15 protein-coding genes are annotated in these 19,460 nt (G+C 44.3%); 8 read left to right on the top strand and 7 right to left on the bottom strand.

Annotated elements, in window-relative coordinates; genetic code table 11:
- Positions 1 to 4: 4 nt before the first annotated feature.
- The 4 genes from TQ33_RS04665 to phhA form a co-directional block, all read right to left on the bottom strand.
- The gene (locus TQ33_RS04665) at positions 5 to 988 is read right to left on the bottom strand and encodes a fumarylacetoacetate hydrolase family protein (protein ID WP_046561024.1); all 984 of its coding nucleotides are present in this window, start codon (positions 986 to 988) and stop codon (positions 5 to 7) included.
- Between the two features lie 232 nt (positions 989 to 1,220).
- On the bottom strand, positions 1,221 to 2,351 hold the full coding sequence (locus tag TQ33_RS04660; RefSeq protein WP_046561023.1) for a homogentisate 1,2-dioxygenase: 1,131 nt from the start codon (positions 2,349 to 2,351) through the stop codon (positions 1,221 to 1,223).
- A 1-nt stretch (position 2,352) separates the two neighbouring features.
- A complete protein-coding gene (gene hppD / locus TQ33_RS04655) occupies positions 2,353 to 3,411 on the bottom strand; it encodes a 4-hydroxyphenylpyruvate dioxygenase (protein WP_046561022.1) in 1,059 nt (352 codons plus the stop codon).
- A gap of 329 nt (positions 3,412 to 3,740) precedes the next feature.
- Positions 3,741 to 4,544 carry a phenylalanine 4-monooxygenase gene (phhA, locus tag TQ33_RS04650; RefSeq protein ID WP_046561021.1) on the bottom strand — a complete coding sequence of 268 codons (804 nt, stop codon included), beginning with the start codon at positions 4,542 to 4,544 and terminating at the stop codon, positions 3,741 to 3,743.
- A 367-nt stretch (positions 4,545 to 4,911) separates the two neighbouring features.
- Between phhA and TQ33_RS04645 the strand changes: the two genes are divergently transcribed.
- The gene (locus TQ33_RS04645; protein WP_046561020.1) at positions 4,912 to 6,903 is read left to right on the top strand and encodes a transglycosylase SLT domain-containing protein; all 1,992 of its coding nucleotides are present in this window, start codon (positions 4,912 to 4,914) and stop codon (positions 6,901 to 6,903) included.
- 113 nt (positions 6,904 to 7,016) lie between these two features.
- On the opposite strand, the gene TQ33_RS04640 is transcribed toward TQ33_RS04645, so the two are convergent.
- Complete coding sequence (locus TQ33_RS04640) at positions 7,017 to 8,231, bottom strand: hypothetical protein (protein WP_218915794.1); 1,215 nt, start codon at positions 8,229 to 8,231, stop codon at positions 7,017 to 7,019.
- Positions 8,232 to 8,437: 206 nt separating this feature from the next.
- Here TQ33_RS04640 and TQ33_RS04635 point away from each other — a divergent pair, with 206 nt between their 5' ends.
- Complete coding sequence (locus tag TQ33_RS04635; protein ID WP_046561019.1) at positions 8,438 to 8,725, top strand: DUF6763 family protein; 288 nt, start codon at positions 8,438 to 8,440, stop codon at positions 8,723 to 8,725.
- A gap of 181 nt (positions 8,726 to 8,906) precedes the next feature.
- Positions 8,907 to 10,652: a response regulator gene (locus TQ33_RS04630; protein WP_046561018.1), complete on the top strand. Its 1,746-nt coding sequence runs from the start codon at positions 8,907 to 8,909 to the stop codon at positions 10,650 to 10,652.
- Here TQ33_RS04630 and TQ33_RS04625 read toward each other — a convergent pair.
- Entirely contained in the window at positions 10,638 to 12,041 is a 1,404-nt protein-coding gene (locus tag TQ33_RS04625) for a formimidoylglutamate deiminase (RefSeq protein WP_046561017.1), read from the bottom strand. The two genes, TQ33_RS04630 and TQ33_RS04625, sit on opposite strands and share 15 nt — an antisense overlap.
- A 41-nt stretch (positions 12,042 to 12,082) precedes the next feature.
- On the opposite strand from TQ33_RS04625, the gene hutI reads away from it, so the two are divergent.
- Both hutI and TQ33_RS04615 read left to right on the top strand, forming a co-directional pair.
- Positions 12,083 to 13,330, top strand: coding sequence for an imidazolonepropionase (gene hutI / locus TQ33_RS04620; protein ID WP_046561016.1), 1,248 nt, complete (start codon positions 12,083 to 12,085; stop codon positions 13,328 to 13,330).
- A 359-nt stretch (positions 13,331 to 13,689) separates the two neighbouring features.
- Positions 13,690 to 13,986 carry an isoaspartyl peptidase/L-asparaginase gene (locus TQ33_RS04615; protein ID WP_144405950.1) on the top strand — a complete coding sequence of 99 codons (297 nt, stop codon included), beginning with the start codon at positions 13,690 to 13,692 and terminating at the stop codon, positions 13,984 to 13,986.
- A 66-nt stretch (positions 13,987 to 14,052) separates the two neighbouring features.
- Here the strand turns inward: TQ33_RS04615 and TQ33_RS04610 are convergent, their stop codons facing one another.
- A complete protein-coding gene (locus TQ33_RS04610; RefSeq protein WP_052735203.1) occupies positions 14,053 to 15,273 on the bottom strand; it encodes an N-formylglutamate amidohydrolase in 1,221 nt (406 codons plus the stop codon).
- A gap of 171 nt (positions 15,274 to 15,444) precedes the next feature.
- On the opposite strand from TQ33_RS04610, the gene hutC reads away from it, so the two are divergent.
- From hutC to hutH, 3 genes are read left to right on the top strand one after another with little or no spacing between them, the layout of a single operon-like run.
- On the top strand, positions 15,445 to 16,176 hold the full coding sequence (gene hutC, locus TQ33_RS04605; protein WP_046561015.1) for a histidine utilization repressor: 732 nt from the start codon (positions 15,445 to 15,447) through the stop codon (positions 16,174 to 16,176).
- A 33-nt stretch (positions 16,177 to 16,209) separates the two neighbouring features.
- Positions 16,210 to 17,877: a urocanate hydratase gene (gene hutU / locus TQ33_RS04600; RefSeq protein ID WP_046561014.1), complete on the top strand. Its 1,668-nt coding sequence runs from the start codon at positions 16,210 to 16,212 to the stop codon at positions 17,875 to 17,877.
- Positions 17,878 to 17,921: 44 nt separating this feature from the next.
- A complete protein-coding gene (gene hutH / locus TQ33_RS04595) occupies positions 17,922 to 19,451 on the top strand; it encodes a histidine ammonia-lyase (RefSeq protein ID WP_046561013.1) in 1,530 nt (509 codons plus the stop codon).
- Positions 19,452 to 19,460 lie beyond the last annotated feature (9 nt).

Genomic DNA, 19,460 nt, shown 5'->3' with positions numbered 1-19,460 from the left:
TTTCTTATGCTTCGTACTTTTCTACAACTTGGTTAATCTGTCCGAAGATGCTCTGGTTATTCTCATCAAACATCTCGATAGTGACGCGATCACCAAACTGCATAAATGGTGTTGAAGGCTTACCGTCAGCGATGATTTCAAGCATACGAACTTCTGCAAGGCATGAAGAACCAACCGAGCGGTCTTTGTTTGAAATCGTGCCAGAACCCACAATAGTGCCCGCTGAAAGAGGACGTGTTTTGGCAGCATGCGCAACCAACGTTGGGAAGTCAAACACCATGTCCACACCACAATCTGGGTGACCAAGCTCTTTATCGTTCAAGTGTGTAATTAATGGTAAGTAAACTTTTTTACCGTCCCACTTATCGCCTAACTCATCAGGAGTTACTGCAACAGGTGAAAATGCTGATGACGGTTTTGCTTGGAAGAAACCAAAGCCTTTCGCCAACTCGCCTGGGATTAAATTACGTAATGAGACATCATTAACCGTCATCAATAAACGAATTTCTTTTTCCGCTTGCTCAGCAGAAGCACCCATCGGCACGTCGCCCGTAATAACGGCAACTTCTGCTTCCATGTCGATACCATACTCTTCACTCGCCATCTTGATTGTGTCACGAGGGCCTAAGAAGGTGTCGCTGCCGCCTTGGTACATCAATGGATCAGTCCAGAAAGTTTCTGGCATTTCAGCGTTACGCGCCTTACGTACCAATTCAACGTGGTTCACATAAGCACTGCCGTCAGCCCACTGATAGGCACGTGGAAGTGGTGACTCACAAGCACCTTGATCAAAATCCATGACATCTGAAATTTGACCGTCATTTAGCTCTTGATAAGTCTTTTCAAGCTTTGGCTTGAAAGCATCCCAATCGTCTAGGGCCGCTTGTAATGTTTTAACGTAGTCAACTTTAGTTGCTTTTGTAAGATCATTACTGACTACAACCAACTGACCGTCACGAGAACCATCTCTTAAAGTAGCTAATTTCATTATCTACATCCTAATTCTTTGTTAATTCTGTTGTCGATACCAATGGATATGGCACCAACAACACTAAATTCAACTGCTTAGGCCAGCTGATTAGCGTGGCCTATTGCAAGTAATGAGGGTTTTCGTGCTTAGACGAGGCATTTAGCGCACGGAAGTGAGGAGTGTATGAATAATACATGACTCACTGAGTACGCTAAATAACAACGTATAAGCCAGAAAAGACCATTACTCGTTACTCGGAGGCTTTCCAACTATTACAATACTCTGGATTTTCAACCCCAGCCATCGCATCACCAACTTCCAGCGCATCACGCGTATCCAACATCACGGCCACTTCGTCCGTTTCCTTCTTAGCATGCTTACGCCCTGCTTCGAAAGCTTTTGGATGTGGTCCGTGAGTAAAGCCCGATGGGTGGAAGGTGACCATACCAGCATCAATATTATCACGGCTGAAGAAGTCTCCGGCGTGATAGAACAAGACTTCATCGAAGTCATCGTTGTTGTGGTAGAACGGTACTTTTAAGGCACCTGGATCCGACTCAATCGGTCTTGGCACAAAAGTGCACACCACAAAACGGCTGGCGACAAACGTAGTATGTGCTGATGGTGGCAAGTGGTAACGGTGTGACATTAACGGACGAATATCACGCCAATTAATACGCACCACCGATAAATCACCGTGCCAACCTATCGCGTCTAATGGCGAATAGTTATATTGCACGCGTGATAGCTGACCACGACGCTTAATCTCAACAGCCCATGGCGTGTCGTCTTGTTGCGCTTTGAATTTGTCATTAATGCTTGGCACATCCAACATCGCAGGGTCAAAAATCGCCTGCGGGCCGACCAAACCTTTATCCGGCAATTGGTAGCTGTCGTTAGTGGCTTCGATTAATAACATCGTCATAGGCTCTTGTGGCTCGATTCTCCACATAGTGCCGCGAGGAACGACCACATAGTCGCCCTCACGAATTTCCATATGACCATAATCACAGAACAAGTCACCTTGGCCTTTGTGGATGAAGAACAACTCATCACCATCGCCATTACGCGCCAAATTCATCATGGCTTCATTACAGTTCCAAATACGGAAACGGCAATGGGCGTTGTATAACAAGCTCTCTGCACCCCAAGGCGAGTTGGAATTTTTATCCAACTCATTCAGGTCAAAAGCGCGTGGACGCAACGGGCCTTCCCACTTTTCCCACGCCGTTGGCGGGTTCTTGTGGTGAAAGTGAGCCGTTGGGCCAAAGAAACCGCTTCGCCCCGCCTCACGCTCATAGGGTGCTTCTTCAGGTAGATCAGCGTGTGCTTGGCGAGAAATGGTTCCTTCCTTATGCGGGAAAGCAATCCATTTACGCATGTTAAATTACTCCACGTTTCTGTTGGTCTAGTTCGATAGACTCAAACAACGCCTTGAAGTTTCCTTCGCCGAAGCCTTGGTTACCTTTACGTTGAATGATCTCGAAGAAAATAGGACCAATCACTGTGTTAGTGAAAATCTGAAGCAAGATACCTTCTTCGTGATCCAAAGAACCATCGATCAAGATGCGGTTTTTACGTAATTTATCGACATCTTCATGGTGCTCAGGAATACGCTTAGGGATCATGTCGTAATAGGTTTCAGGCGTGTCCATGAACTCCATACCGCCTTCACGAAGCTTCTCGATGGTGCCGTAAATGTCTTCCGTTGATAGTGCGATATGTTGAATACCTTCACCATTGTATTCTCTTAAGTACTCTTCGATCTGAGACTTGTCGTCTGCTGATTCGTTGATTGGAATACGCAACTTGTTACACGGCCCTGTCATCGCTTTTGAGAATAAGCCTGTTTGCTTACCTTCGATATCGAAATAACGAATTTCACGGAAGTTCGCGATGTTTTCATAGAAAGTCGCCCACACATCCATACCACCACGCTTAACGTTGTGCGTTAAGTGATCAAGAGTTTGTAAGCCCATGCCACGTGGGAACTCATCAACGCCATCATAGAAGTTGAAGTCGTCTTGATAAATGTTGTTCTCTTTACCCCACTTATCCACGAAGTACAGTACCGAACCCCCAATACCGTAAACGCCTGGGTGAGCGCTGTGCTCTTCTTTATCAAACGGCTTAGCACCTTGCTCAACAGCGTAGTCATAGGCTTTTTGAGCGTCTTCTACGCGCCAAGCCATGGCACATGCACAAGGACCGTGCTGTTGGCTAAACTCATTAAAGTAACCGTCTGTTTCAGCATTAATTAAGAAGTTAATGTCGCCTTGGCGATACAAGAAGACTTCTTGAGATTTGTGCTTTGCCACTTCAGTAAAACCTAACAGCTCAAAAAGCTCTTTTAGTTTTTTTACGCCAGCAGCATCAGGTGCAGAATATTCAACAAACTCAAAACCGTCAGTTCCAAGTGGATTAAAAGTAGTATCAGTCATTTATAAACTCCTCATTGTGAGGTGGAATTACGTTCCTTTTGATCCTGCTTATCAGTTCTCGAGATGTTCTCTTCAGTGATTAAACGAACTCAATACGCAACTTTAACGATCAAAAGACCAAATTAATTTGAAAATAGCTATTCCTACGCTTTGCTCCATTGAGCGCGTATTTGTGCCGCAACGATAAACGTTGGGATGAGTTGTTTATTTAATTTCAATAACATAAGTATAAAAATTTAAAGCAATTTCAAGGCTTTAACTATCCCTCTATTATGCAACAGCCCACGACATTTCACAATCTCGCGGGCTGCCAAATAACGATTTAGGGCCTAACTAGCTTTTTGCTCTTCCTTTGGTGGATAAAGGGGCTCGCGTAAACCAAGGCGCTTGGCCTCTTTTACCATCCCCATCACATCGCCATTGGCTAAATCAAAAAGCTGTTTAAAGTCTTCAATCACAAAGTACTTCGGTTGCATGATATCAATACGGTATGGCGTACGAAGCATTTCTATTGGATCAAACGGTGCACGAATTACTTCTGGATCTTCCAAACTATGAGGAGTTTCGCCAATTGATGACAAGATACCACCACCATAAATACGATCGCCCTGCCCCGTATTAATTAAACCAAACTCAACGGTAAACCAATATAGGCGAGCTAAGTAGACGCGATCTTCTTTACTCGCTTCATAGCCAAGCTTGCCGTAAGCTGCTGTAAACTCAGCGAAATATGGGTTAGTTAACATAGCTGTGTGACCATAGATTTCATGGAACACATCAGGCTCTTGTAAATAGTCCATTTCCTCACGAGTACGAATAAAGGTCGCGCAAGGGAACTTTTTATCTGCTAAAAGCGCGAAAAACTTATCGAAGTTGATTAACGCAGGGACCCAAGCCACTTCCCAGCCCGTTTCTTTACGCAATACACTAGACACTTCTTCAAGCTGCGGAATACGATCATGAGGCAGGTTAATTTTTTCAAGGCCTTCGAAATACTCAGGGCAGGCACGACCTTCGATAAGCTTCTCCTGACGAGCCATTAACTCGCTCCAGATCTGGTGCTCTTCGTCGGTGTAATGAATAAAACCATCTTCGTCCATAGGACGTGCTTTATATTTTGTACCTTTAGCCATATACCTACCTAACTATTTCTGTTGTAACAACTTTTAGTTAATTACGCTTTCGTTACTAAAACCACATTATAACGCAATTAAACATTTTATCAGGTCTGATCCCTTTAAGGCTGACCCGACAGGCGCACACATTATTACAGTTCATGCCACAAAAACAAGTGCATTTACGCCAAAACTCCAAACACTTTGAAAACAGCTTGAACTCTTTAGATTTTAGATATCTAATGAATGTGAGTGCTCTGGATACTAACGTTGTAAAGGCTTACAGCCGATATACCTCTAGATATCTTACACTTCTTTACCCAAATATTTTGTCATTTAAGACATAATAGATTCAAGATTCACTTTTTAAGGATAAAACTTAAACATGCGGGCTACAGCTAACCTCATCATAGCGTCCACTATCTCACTAATTTCCCTTACGTTTTCATCAAAAATACAGGCTGTTAATAGTAGCGAACAATTAGCATTTTTAGCCGCTGAAAAAGCTTTTGCTAACGGCGATTTAACAAATTACCGCAAACTTAAAAATTCATTGAAGGACTACCCTTTATATCCCTATCTCGAATATAAAGAACTGCTCAAAAAATTAGATGTACAGAACCGAGCAGAAATCGACAGTTTTATTGTCACTTACAATGACTCGCCCTTAGCCGATAGATTGAAACAACAGTTTATAAATCAGTTGGCCGCTAAAAAGCAGTATGATGTTTTAGAGCAGTACTACAATTATGGCGACAGCGCGAGCCTCGACTGTCAAATTCTCAGCCATAAACTCAAAAACGGTAGCACCATTAAAGCGTTATCCAGCGATATAGAAGATCTTTGGAGCGTCCCTAAGTCACAACCCAAAGAATGCGATCCGGTATTTAAGAAGTGGATAGACTCTGGTGCAGTTAACCATAATATTGCTTACCATCGGTTTTACCGAACTGCCCACGAAGGCTCAATTGGTTTATTGAAGTATTTAGAGCGTTTTTTAGACCGTGATAAGCGTTACATCGTTGATCTTTGGGTTAAAGCAAAAAAGAATCCTGGTGTGGTAAATCGTCGAAGTTTTTTCCCGGGCAAAGATCCAAACCTAGAAGCACCGATATTGGTTTTTGCCATGAAACGACTTGCATGGGGAGATCGAGATAAAGCTTATAAAGTATGGCTCCACACTAAAAACCGAATACCACTGACCAAAGATCACGAAGATGAAGTTGAGCGGACTTTGTTCTTAGCACTTGCCACTGAAAATAAGCCGAAAGCACTTGATTGGCTGGATGATGGGAATCTCAATAAATTCATAACGGATGACCTCGTTAATCACTGGAAACTTGCGGTTCTATTAAGAAACGAACGATGGGAAACCATTAAAGAACTCTATACTCTGCTCCCTATTAATCAACAGCAAAGTAATCAGTGGCAATACTGGCATGCCATTGCACAACAGAATCTCGGTGAGAATGAAGCCTCATCATTAACCTTAAAGCTATTAGCTGAAAAACGTGATTATTATGGTTACTTGGCTGCTACTCGTTTAAAGCAACCACTAAAGCTCAATCATGTTGCGGTGAACATTCCTCCTGAAGTTTTCAAAAAGGTCGAAAATAGTGCCAATGTGAAACGCGCTAAAGAATTGTTCGAGCTTGAACGCTATATCAATGCCAGCCGAGAGTGGCGTAAACAATTACAACTAATGAGTGCTGATGCGGAGACCCAAGCGGCCGCTAAAATTGCACACTCATGGGGATGGTATAACCAAGGTATTTTAACTATTGCGAAGTCCGGCTACTGGGATGATACCGAGATTCGCTTCCCTACAGCGTTCAAAGATAGTTATATTAAAATGGCGAAGAAAGTTAATTTACCCCCACAATGGTTAATGGGTGTATCACGCCAAGAAAGCGCTTATGGCCCACTTGCGGTATCACCTGCCGGAGCCTATGGCCTAATGCAAGTCATGCCCGCTACAGCAAAGGTCTATTCAAAAAAATTTAATATTCCGTATACCGGACGTCGTGACTTATTGAAGCCTCACATTAATATAGAAATGGGCAGTCGTTACCTAGAGTTGCGCAACGAACAAATGGGGGAAAACCCTATCTACGCCTCAGCGGCATACAACGCAGGTAAGCACCGAATTGATCAGTGGATACCATTTGGACGCCATCCCACGGAGATTTGGATTGAAAGCATCCCTTACACTGAAACGAGGGATTACATCAAAAAGGTTATGACATACCGTGCCATTTATGCGCTAAAACTAGGCGTTGATGATGATACTTTTAGTTATATTCTGAACACAGAAACCGGCGGTAACGACAGCTGTAATTACGCTAACGCTTCAAACTCAGCCTCCCCGACATGTTAGTGTTACTGTGCATAGCAAGCGCCATAACATGTAACTAAAAAAGGGGCTATCAACGCCCCTTTGACACAATGATTGTTAGGTCTTAAAGCCCATATTTGTGTCGTCAGATCCGATTAAAAATAACGCTCAAACGTTAATGATACATAATCATCATTTCTAAATGGATATAGCAAACTCGCAGTTGGGCCTTCTTCTTCATCAACGGAGAATAACCGTGCCTCAAGGATCATTTTCCAATCATCGCCCAACCGTCGGCTAGCCTCTAGGTTCATAAAGCTTTGACCATTGGCGTAAGAAAGTGCGAATAACGCTTCTGTTGATGGAATATCATTCATCGCCAATCTAAAACCTAAAACACCAACATCCTGTTGCTGGTAACCACCTGGCAAGGTTTCTCTTGAATCGTGTTGGTACTCAAGAATCATACCTAAATCAGCACCGCTTTCAGTGACTCCAAAGAACGTATATTCAAAACCGCCCACTGCAGCCCAATACCGATCTTCATTAAACCCTGAACGACTCATCGCCTCAAGCTTCCACAACCAAGCGCCTTTTGTTGCCTGTACATCCAAGCTGGTTTGGTCAATTGTCACGTACAAAGGTCTTAACTGAGGCTGTAGCGGATTAGAAGAGTCGACCACAAACAAAGGCTCGCGACTCGTTCCTGAAAAGTGTGACAAACCAATATCCCAATCACCGACCCACTGGGACCACCGAATAGCGCCATCCAAACGTTGCTTGCCATCTTCATCAGCATAAATTGGATTATCGTCATCCAAGGTTAAAGGAAAACGAAAACGCCCTTCTTCGCCAGCAAATGTTCGTTCGCGAGAACCGGGCAGTAAAAACAGCTCCAATAAGCCAAAGTCCTGCTCTGTTGAAAGAACAATCATTTGCTGTCCAAGCTTATCTTCGCCATCAATATTTTCAACAAAGTCAGTTTGATTGATGATGTCTACCAAGTGTTGAGACTCTGCGACGCCCCAAAACACCTTGCTCATACCCGCTTTAAGCTCCCACTGGTCCCCAACATAGCGCACCATAAGCTCGCGGATATCTGCATGAGTTCTCTCATCATCTAAGCTATCCCAACGAAGGAATGGCTTAAATACAAAGCTCCAGTCAGAATCTTCCCAACGGTGGAAAAATTCAGGCTCAATGGCAACCGAGAACTCTTCTTGGTCTTGCCCGAAGTCACCTTCTTCAAAGAAATATCGCCCTTCGCCTGAAACTACACCACTCCACTCTGCAGCACTTAAATCACTGTGCACGAAAAAAGTACTGATAAATAAAGCAGTTAATAGGATGTCCTTGATTTTGATCGTCATTATAATTCACATACCGTCTGGTCTGTTAGGTGAGCTTATTGTAGGAAATAAGGACTGTAATTACTACCGGTAGAACTTAAATACTTATTTTGAAAATCAGAACCACTAGACAAATAGCACCTATAGTATCGTGCATTTTTTAACCAATATGTTAATCTGGAAATTAGATAAAGTAGTAAGAAAAAAGCTTACTACTAGGAGGACATATGGCTCAGGCCATCACCGCAGAAAGAGGTCAATGGTACAAAAGACTGGATCTTGATGAGAACTTTGAAGTTGTGGCTATTGACCGCGACGAAGAATGTATTGAAATTCAATATTATAGTGGCGAAATCGAAGAAATTGATGAAGCCAGCTGGGAGTTACTTGAAATAGCCCCGATTGCTCCGCCAGACAACTGGTCAGGTGCTTTTGGTAGTGATAATAGGGTTGAATTTGAAGCTCAAGCTGATTCACTAGAAACGGCCCTCAACATGGTCGATAATAGCAATTAATCTTCCCAATAATTAAAACGCTGAAAACCTTTCCCTAACTCAAATAGCGCCCCCTGCTATTCGACCAATTTTTATCCTTTAAATCATAGAGTTAAACTGAATGGACATTCGCTAGTCAATTGGGTACATTCAAACCTTAAATAAGGCTCACTGACAAAACAATTACTCTAGGGAAGTTCGTTTGAAGAAAGTAAAGCTCAGTCATCAATACAGCATTGCCTATACCTTGGCCTTTGTCGTCGTGTTGCTTGTGGTGAACTTTGTTTTTTATCGCTCTCTAGAGCAATCCCATCAGAATCAGCAACAAAAGCTTTGCGATCTCATTATTTCAAGTTTTACTCCTGGTATAGAGTATGGACTTAGCTATGGTAACACCACCGATTTAGAATCAACCCTATTTCCTTTACGTAATAACCCTGAAATAGCTTTTGTCAGAGTATTAGATAATCAAGGTACCGTAGTTTCTCAAGTCGACAACCGCGGCTTGGTTGGTATCTCTCAAGACATCGAGCTAAAAACAGTCGATCGAGACATTGTTCAAAAACTTGGTTCTAGCTTCCAAAGTAACTTTCCAAGCCAGCTACTGGAAAGCGCTGAAAACGATCACCGCCGTCTGGGGCAACTGCAAATTGCGAGTACGCCGTACAAATACAGCCGTGCCTATGACGGTGTTTTACACCTATTGTTAAACCTTGGTGTCATTATCCCTCTTGCCTTGTTTTGGGTATACCTCAGAATTCGTCAAACACACCAGTCAAAAATTGTTAATAAACTTGTCGATCAATTAAATAACTCAGAAAGTTACAAAGAGTTTAGAGAAAACTTAAAAACCTCAGAAGGCTCAAAGCTTCTTAATGCCGTAGAACAGCAAGTTATTAAGACTCAAAATCTAAGACACAAACTGAACATCCTTAAAACGGAAGTTCAGAAGGCTCGCCTAGATGCTAATACTGAATTACATGAGTTTATAGGCTTCATAACACAGCAAAACTTCAACAGTTCTATCAATAATTTGATGATGTTTTATGAAGTCATTAAACAACCAGTCGATCAAACACGACAATTAGTCTGGTCCCGTGACCTTTTATCACAAACTGTGGTTGAGCTATCGACCCTCGCCAAAGAAAAGAACACTTTGATTCAAGAGTCATTTAGTGGCAACCGTATGAGTTACCAAGTTCATTTGGATGATAAGTCTTTCAAGCAAATGTTGCGCCTACTAATACAGCAACTGATTTATATTTGCGAGAATGAAACACTCAATATTCATTTTGACTTACGTCAAGATTACCAAGACACGGCCAATCTCAGGGTTTCATTTTCTTCTGAGTCAAAGGTGTTTTTACAGGCACTGAAAGAACAAAGTTTATTTCAATTTAAAGAAAAGTTACCAGTTACGGCTCATAGTAATAATATACAACTGATATCCGCCAAACATATTTTGAAAAAGTTTGGTGGTGAGTACTTGTATTTTAGCGATGAGATTCGCCTAGAAATGCCTCTGAACACAGTCAATCAAGCCGAGAAAAAATCTCAACCCGAACGAATCAGACCACTTGGTCTAAGTTTGAATGTACTGGTTTATGATTCTGACCCCATCGATAAAATGGTTTTGATTGGGTATCTCACAAAGTTAGGCATTGACGTTGATAAAGCGACAACAAAGCAGGTTGTTCTACAAAAGCTTCGTCATGACTCTTACAATGCTATCTTAGTCAACTCTGAGTTTATTCAGGATGACCCATCCTTTTCTTTCACTAACTTTTTGGAAGAACTTCAACACTTAGATAACCAACCACACATCATCATTGTTAGTCACGATTTAAGTGTGGCTGAGTCGGAAGCCTTCAATCAACTTGAATCGGCTCAATTTATCACCAAACCAGTCGACCCGAAGAAGCTAGGCGAAACCTTAACCAACTTGTAACCGCGCCATGCTTTTCTTAAAGTCATCAATAATATCCTCTTGAGAAATATGATTGCCCTGCTCAACCACTTTTTTACCTCGAATCCATACCGTATTAATCGCATCATTATCTGCTTGATGGTTAAAAATAAAGGCATCAAGTAGTTGCTCTCGAGATTTACCCGTAAACACTAGCGACTCAAGGTTAAGCTCCACGAAATTGGCTTTATAGCCGACTGCAATCTGCCCAACTGGTTGTTGTAAACTTTGAGCACCACCCTGCGCCGCCTGGGTCCATAACCAGTGCCCCGTTGAGCTATTAGCTCCATCGACCAATACCGTCCGTGAATGCTCACGCAACCGCTGCTGGTATTCGAGCCAACGTAATTCTTCAATCGCGTTCACCGAAATATGACTATCGCTACCCACTGACCAACGGCCACCTTGCGCTTTGTAATCCAGCATCGGGAAAAAACCATCGCCCAGATTCGCTTCGGTAGTCGTGCAAATTGACACCACCGCTTTCGATCCGGCAATCGACTTTACCTCACCGTCGGTTAAGTGGGTCGCATGAATTAAACACCACTTGTCATCAGGGCTTAAGTTGTCGTAGAGCCATTCGACAGGACGTTGACCATAATGAGCAACACAATCATTCACTTCCTTGGTTTGCTCGGCGATATGAATATGAACTGGTGCGCTCTCAGACTGAGAGCGTAATGCTTTAACCGCAAACTCTAGATCTGACTTATCGACCGCTCGTAGCGAGTGCGGTGCGATACCGTAGCTTTGATTGTACTCAGAGGACAACAAATGAACCTGCTCTAACAAGCGTCCGTAATCATCCTGCGAGTGAATAAAACGCTTCTGCCCATCGTTAGGTGCTTGTGGCCCAAAGCCACTGTAACGGTAAAACACAGGCAATAAAGTGACATCAATACCGCTGTTTTTTGCTGCTTCAAAAATCTGCATCGACATTTCCGCCGGATTTTCGTAAAAGCCACCCTTCTTGTCATGATGCAAATAGTGAAACTCACCCACCGAAGTGTAACCCGCTTTTAGCATCTGCATATAAAGCGCGCTAGCGATATGGTTCAGATCTTCTGGCTCAATATTTTCCACAAAACCGTACATCGCCTTGCGCCACGTCCAGAAGCTATCTTTAGAGCTTCCGCTCGCTTCACCCAAGCCGGCCATCGCCCACTGGAAGGCATGGGAGTGATTATTCACCATGCCAGGTATCACTGCGCCATCAATCACTTTTCCACTAAAGTTTGCGGGTTTCTCGGTTTGTGGTTTAATTTTAGTGATAACCCCATTAGAATCGTGCTCCAACAACACGTTCTCCTGCCAGCCGTCGGCTAACAGTATAAATTTAGCGAAAATCTGTTGCGGGTGAATACTTGTCATAGTGTCGAGTAAAATAGTTAAAACAATATCAGGATCATAATATGAGCCAGAGTGAAACGAAACCTTTTGATTACATTATTCACAACGTCAATATCGCGACTTTGTCCGACCAGTACGCCAGCGAAGATAATCCCTATGGTGTTATTGAAAACGGCGCGATTGGCGTTAATGATGGTCTGATTTCGTATGTTGGCGATTCTTTTGATAAAAACGACTCAAAACTCAATGCAACAGAAACCATTGATGCGCAAGCCCAATGGCTTTCTCCCGGCTTAATCGACTGCCACACGCACCTTGTCTATGGCGGCAACCGTGCCAACGAATTTGAAATGCGCCTCAATGGCGTGGCCTACGAAGAGATCGCCAAAGCGGGTGGCGGTATTATCTCTAGCGTTGAAGCTACACGTGAAGCCACCGAAGAAGAACTCTTCCGAAGTGCCGCTAAACGCCTACAAAGCTTTATCGACGAAGGCGTGACAACGATTGAAATCAAATCTGGTTATGGCTTAGATACTGAGAACGAAATTAAAATGCTCAAAGTCGCCAAACGACTGGAGCAAGAATTCCCAATTCGCGTCAGTACAACCTTCCTTGGCGCACATGCCCTGCCGCCAGAATTTAAGGACAATTCTGATGGGTATATTGATCTAGTGTGCAATGACATGATCCCTAAAATCGCGGAACTGGGTTTAGCAGACTGTGTCGATGCTTTTTGCGAAAGCATTGGCTTCAGCTATACCCAAACCGAACGCGTATTTAAAGCCGCACAAAAACATGGCCTCAAAGTCAAACTGCACGCTGAGCAACTATCCGATCAATCTGGCGCAGGCTTAGCCGCTGACTACAAAGCCCTATCCGCGGATCATTTAGAATATTTATCGCAAGACTCTATCGACAAGATGGCCAAGAGCGGAACAGTTGCGGTGCTACTACCCGGTGCTTTCTATTTCCTACGCGAAACAAAATTGCCACCAATGGACGAACTGCGCCAAGCAGGCGTACCCATTGCCGTCGCCTCCGACAGCAACCCCGGTACCTCACCAGCGCAATCGCTATTACTTATGCTCAACATGGCCTGCACCCTATTCCGCATGACGCCCCTCGAAGCCTTACAAGGCGTCACCATCAACGCCGCAAAAGCCCTAGGATTAGAAGATAAAGTCGGTAGTATTGAAATAGGCAAAAAAGCTGAGTTAGCACTGTGGGACATCGACCACCCAAATCAGTTGAGTTATCAGTTAGGTGGGAATAATTTAGTTAAAGTTTATAACTCGATTAATAAAAAATAACTCGTCATTCCCGCGTAGGTGACCAACGGAAATGCCTGTGGTGCGGGAATCTTGCTAAATCTATTCCGTAGGAGATCCCCGCCTTCGCGGGGATGACGAACTACTCTCAGAATCTCATCTCACGCTCAAAAGTTTCACTTACTAAAACCAATTGCAATTTCACAAGATACACTTAGTATAAGACCTACAGTTTACTAACCGTGGCGTCAGTAAACTGGACACAAAAAAGATACCTGGACATAAATGTCCGATTTTATATGGTATTAGCCATAAAAACGGACATTAAAAACAAACATTTTAAAATCAAAAGCTTTCCAGCGCCGTCTGGTAATATAATGTTATGAGTAAAGGAAGACGAAATGATCGGTAAACTATTCAAAGGAAAACCAAAGGAAAAAGAGCCTGAAGAAGAGCTTATTCCGGTTCCTGTTCCAGCGTTAGTCGCAGTGCTACTCAATCAAGAAAATGAAAAAGGCTCGCCGTTAACTGAAGCGGAAGTTATTGAAATACGAGACAATGCGGCTTGTATCATGATGCCCATTTCAGCTGCAGAGCAAATGGCTGAGTCCCGAGGTTATCCAGATTTAGATCCAGAGTATGCCTGGGAACAATGGCAACAAGCCAGAAAAGAGCTAATAGAAGATGAAAACTCATAACAAGGCCAGCCAGCATCGCTCCCTGCGGTCGCTGGACCTCGTTTCACTCGGCCGCTGCTGGCGGCGTTATCGCTCTAAGATACTCCCCAACTCCAGAACCAAACGCTTTATCGCTTCTCCAACTTTCTGCGCTTTTTCCTTATCAAACAACCTTAGTTTTTCATCTAGGTAAGTAATTTGCGACAACTCCAACTGAATGGTGTAGATATTATCTTCTGGGTTTGCGTATTGGCGCGTGATAAAACCACCTTTAAAGCGTCCGTTGATAATTTTTGAGTAATCGCCAGTATCAAAGTTTTCAAGTACTGCTTTAAGCTGGTCGTTTACTGTTTGGCCTTCGTTAGTGCCGAAGTTAAAGTCTGGCAATTGCCCGTCGAAGAAACGCGGCACGTGGGATTGAATAGTGTGCGCTTCAAACAGTAAGCAGTAGCCGAACTTGTCTTTGGTTTGTTTAATTAAACGCTGTAGCTCTTGGTGGTACGGTTTCCAGTACAGCTCTGTTCTGCGCGCGACCTCATGCGAATCAGGTTCTTCGTCTCCTTCGTATAATGCTTCTAAATCAAAGGTTGAGGTCGGGCAAAGCTCAGTATTGTCAGCACCTTTATATAACACCTTTCCACTGCTGTCTCGATTAAGATCAATCAGGTAGCGCGAGTAGTTAGCATTGATTCGAGTGACTTTTAACTCTTCTAAAAAGCTATAAAGCTGAACCAGGTACCAGTCAGTGTCGGCGCTATTTAAGGCGGTGTCGGTCATCTGCTCTAGGACGTCATGCGGGATAAACTGCCCGTGATGCGGCATAGAAACAATAATAGGTGAATCCTGCTCAACTAAATCGAAAACTGGTATCTCAGCCTCACTAAAACGCAGGCTGGCTCTATCCAAAGGCATAATATCAGCGTCAACGTATTGGGTTCGCGCTAGGTCTGAGTTGATTAATTCATCGCTGTAGTAATAACTGATCAGTCTTTTGGCGTCGTTAATCAATAATGGGCACTGTTGCTCCACTGAACGCCATGATTCCGAGCTTTGCCCTGTATGGTTTAAGTACCATTTCACTTGATATAAGTAATCTAAAAAGAAGTCGGTCAGCGTTCGATGATACTTTTCTTCTGCGCCAAGGACTTTGGTCAGCTTGATAATATCCTGATGGAACTTTTCGCGAGCCTCGACCATAGAGTATTCATGGATATAGTCCCAGGCGACCTTTAAGTGCGCCAAGTGATTGAATTCACTAGGCTCAATGTCTTGTTTTTTAAATCGCTCAGTTAATGATTCAGAACTCATCGGTCTCACTTGCCTTTCTTTATTTCTCTTTTCACTTTTCTTTGCTATTTACGCTTGAAAAGCATACGTATTTATTAGTATAGTTCAACTTGTATATACAACTTAGCATACAGGATTTTTTGCTAGGTTCAAGACATGATACGGACAAAAATAATCTTTACGCAATAGCTAATGACCGATCCGAATACTCGCCGCTATATGGTGGTAAAAAACTTTATAAAACAAGGCATTGAAGATGGCAGCTGGGCTGAGCACAAGCGTGTTCCGTCTGAAAACGAGCTTGTCGAAACCTGTGGCGTTAGTCGCATGACTGCACGACGTGCGTTGGACGAGCTGACCGAAGAAGGCATCTTATACCGAGCTCAAGGTCGCGGGACTTTCGTTGCCCCTAAAAAATTGCATTCACCCATGCTCGAAATCCGAAATATCGCTGATGAAGTAAAAGAACGAGGCAATGAATACTCCAATGAATTGATTTTATTGCAAAAAGAACACTGCCCTATTCACTTGTTACATTACTTCGATTTGGAAGAAGGCGAAGATATTTTTCACTCGATCATGGTGCATAAAGAAAATAACAAGCCAATTCAGATCGAACAGCGCTACGTCAACCCAAAGGCTGCGCCGGACTACTTAAAACAGAATTTTAATGAAATGACGCCAAACGTGTATTTATCCGAAGTGGCGCCATTAACGCAAGCTGAGCACCAGATCGAAGCCAAAGAAGCCGATCCCTTTATGCGTGTGACGCTAAAGCTGCAAGAGCACGAGCCAGTACTATCAATAGACAGAACCACTTGGTCGAAAGACTTGTTAGTCAGCTATTGCCAATTATTCCACCCTGCTAGCCGCTTTAAGCTTACAGGACGATTTACTACTGAACACCAACTGACTGAGCTTTAGCTCAGACAAATACAACAATTGAGAGGAATCAAAATGAGCGAACGTTTTGATGCAAGTCGCGAAATAAGAGCGCCAAAAGGCACAGAGTTAAATGCAAAGTCATGGTTAACCGAAGCACCGCTTCGCATGTTAATGAACAACCTTGATCCTGACGTTGCCGAGCATCCACAAGGCTTAGTCGTTTATGGCGGTATTGGTCGCGCTGCACGTAACTGGGAGTGTTACGACAAAATCGTAGAGTCTCTAAAAGAGCTGAACGACGACGAAACACTTTTAGTTCAATCGGGCAAACCTGTTGGCGTTTTCAAAACCCACGCTGATGCACCGCGCGTTTTAATTGCGAACTCAAATCTGGTGCCACACTGGGCAAACTGGGAACATTTTAATGAGCTCGACCGAAAAGGGCTTATGATGTACGGCCAAATGACGGCAGGTTCGTGGATTTATATTGGTAGCCAAGGCATTGTTCAAGGCACTTACGAGACATTTGTCGAAGCAGGTCGTCAACACTTCGACGGCAACACCACGGGCAAGTGGATTTTAACGGGTGGTCTTGGTGGCATGGGTGGCGCACAGCCGCTTGCCGCGACGATGGCGGGTTATTGCATGATTGCTGTCGAATGTGACGAAACTCGTATCGACTTCCGTTTACGTACGGGCTATGTGGACAATAAAGCCACCAGTATTGATGAAGCATTGAACATGTTGCAAGAAGCACTGGATAAAGGCGAAGCCATTTCGATTGGTTTACTCGGCAACGCAGCTGACGTATTCCCAGAGTTACACAAACGCGGCGTTAAACCAGACTTAGTGACGGATCAAACCTCTGCACACGATCCTGTAAACGGCTATTTGCCACAAGGCTGGACGGTTGAAGAGTGGCGCGAAAAAGCAGAGTCGAACCCCGACGAAGTCACAAAGGCAGCTAAAAAATCCATGGCAGTTCAAGTTAAAGCCATGGTTGAGTTTGCTCACGCTGGCATCCCAACGGTGGATTACGGTAACAACATTCGCCAAATGGCGCTGGAAGAAGGCGTGGAAAACGCGTTTGATTTCCCAGGCTTTGTTCCAGCCTATATCCGCCCTCTTTTCTGCCGTGGTATTGGTCCATTCCGCTGGGCAGCGCTATCAGGTGATCCAGAAGATATTTATAAAACCGACCAAAAGGTTAAAGAAATCATCGCTGACGATCCGCACCTGCATAACTGGCTCGACATGGCGAAAGAACGTATTCAATTCCAAGGCTTGCCATCGCGTATCTGCTGGGTTGGCCTAGGCTTACGCCACAAGCTAGGCTTGGCATTTAACGAAATGGTCAAAAATGGCGAGTTAAAAGCACCTGTGGTCATTGGCCGTGACCACTTAGACTCAGGCTCAGTTGCCAGTCCGAACCGCGAAACTGAAGGCATGCAAGATGGCTCTGACGCTGTGTCAGACTGGCCGTTATTGAACGCCATGCTCAACGTAGCTGGTGGTGCGACGTGGGTGTCGCTACATCATGGCGGTGGCGTCGGCATGGGCTTCTCGCAACATTCTGGCGTCGTCATTTGCTGTGACGGTACAGATGAAGCAGCCGCACGCATTAACCGTGTATTGTTCAACGACCCAGCGACTGGCGTTATGCGTCATGCTGACGCGGGCTACGACGCTGCCGTTGAATGCGCCAAAGAAAATAACTTAAATCTACCCATGGTTAAGTAGGAACTGACAGCAGTTTTGCGAATAGAATTTAAAGGTATCACTATATGACAACTTATACATTAACACCGGGCAAGCTAACGCTTGCCGATTGTCGAGATATTTACTCGAAACCTTGTCAGATCGAACTCAACCCTGACTTTTATCCGGTCATCGATCGCTCCGCGCAGACGGTTGCTGACGTGGTCGAAAATAACCAAACCGTTTACGGCATTAACACAGGTTTTGGTTTGCTGGCCTCGACTCGTATTCCACGCGAGAAATTAGAACTGTTGCAAGAAAGCTTAGTACTTTCTCACGCCGCAGGCATTGGCGAGTTACTTCCTGATAACGTGGTTCGCTTATTGATGGTTCTTAAACTGTCTAGCCTATCGCAAGGTCACTCTGGCGTGCGCCGCGAAACAGTGGACGCGTTGATTAAGCTGGTAAACCATGAAGTCTATCCATGCATTCCTGAAAAAGGCTCTGTCGGCGCGTCAGGCGACTTAGCACCACTCGCTCACATGAGCTGTACGCTGATCGGCGTTGGTGAAGTTCGTCATAACGGCAAAATCATGAGTGCGGTTGAAGGCTTAAAGGTTGCGGGCCTGGATCCACTGACGCTAGCTGCTAAGGAAGGTTTGGCGCTACTTAACGGTACCCAATGTTCTACAGCGTTAGCGCTGGCTGGCTTATTCGGTGCGGAAAACAATTTCTCGGCAGCCATAGTCGCTGGCGGTTTAACGGTTGATGCGGTGCTTGGTTCGGTTGCGCCGTTTGACGCACGAATTCACGAAGTTCGTGGTCACGACGGTCAAAAGAAAGTGGCTCTGTCGCTACTTAATCTAATCAAAGGCAGTGAATTAAACGAGTCTCACGAAGACTGCGATAAAGTTCAAGACCCTTACTCTTTACGTTGCCAGCCTCAAGTCATGGGCGCTGCGCTTGACCATATGCGTTTTGCTGCTTCGGTGCTCCTGACAGAGGCAAATGCAGTTTCTGATAACCCGCTAGTGTTCCCTGAAGACGGCGATATTATTTCTGGCGGTAACTTCCACGCAGAGCCAGTTGCTATGTCATCTGACTTATTGGCCATCGTCATTTCTGAAGTGGGCGCGATTGTTGAGCGTCGAATCGCACTGATGCTCGATAAACACTTAAGCGGCCTACCAGCCTTCTTGGTCGAAGACAGCGGTGTCAACTCAGGTTTTATGATTGCACAAGTAACTGCTGCGGCATTGGCCTCAGAGAACAAAACCCTAGCCCACCCTGCTTCAGTGGACAGCTTGCCAACATCGGCAAACCAGGAAGACCACGTTTCGATGGCAACTTTCGCTGCTCGTCGTTTAAGAGACATGAACTTCAATACAGCCGGCGTAATAGCAGTTGAATTATTAAGCGCTGCTCAAGGCCTCGACTTCCGTGCGCCGCTAAAAACCTCTGCAACACTACAAAAAGCTTACGACGCGATTCGTGAAAAGGTTCCTTATTACGAAAAAGACCGTCACTTTGGTCCAGACATTGAAGCCATTCGTGAGTTAATTGATAGTGGGCTATTTAACCAGTTCGCTAGAGAGCTAGAGCTACCTAGCTTATAAATATTAAGA

The organism is Kangiella geojedonensis (assembly GCF_000981765.1).
Taxonomy (GTDB): Bacteria; Pseudomonadota; Gammaproteobacteria; order Enterobacterales; family Kangiellaceae; genus Kangiella; species Kangiella geojedonensis.
This window is presented reverse-complemented; position numbering and strand designations above follow the sequence as displayed.